Origin of the sequence: Psychrobacter sp. TB55-MNA-CIBAN-0194, assembly GCF_040309505.1 — a bacterium.
Taxonomy (GTDB): Bacteria; Pseudomonadota; Gammaproteobacteria; order Pseudomonadales; family Moraxellaceae; genus Psychrobacter; species Psychrobacter fozii.
Map to the genome: position 1 here is coordinate 1 of NZ_JBEOOW010000159.1, position 283 is coordinate 283.

Annotated in this window: 1 pseudogene; it reads left to right on the forward strand. The window is 37.1% G+C overall.

Annotation, left to right across the window (positions count from 1 at the left end):
• Nucleotides 1-39: 39 nt before the first annotated feature.
• Nucleotides 40-283 (forward strand): annotated as a pseudogene (locus AAEY75_RS14660) (acetylornithine deacetylase); the annotation flags it as partial.

Here is a 283-nt window from a genome sequence, read left to right on the forward strand (position 1 = left end):
GGGTAGCTCTTTTATTTTATACCGTAATAAGGATGTTTTATGACTATAAAGAACAGCATCGATAATAATAGCACTGATAATAACAGACAAACCTTGGCAACTACTGCTTATCCCACCCAAAGTATTGATTGGCTAACGCGCTTAATTGGCTTTGATACCGTCAGTCGGTATTCAAACTTAGCATTAATTGAAGATGTGCAAGCTTACTATGAGCAATTGGGCTTAACAGTAGACTTGACCTTTAATGAAGCCAAAAATAAAGCCAATCTGTTCGTTACTGTGC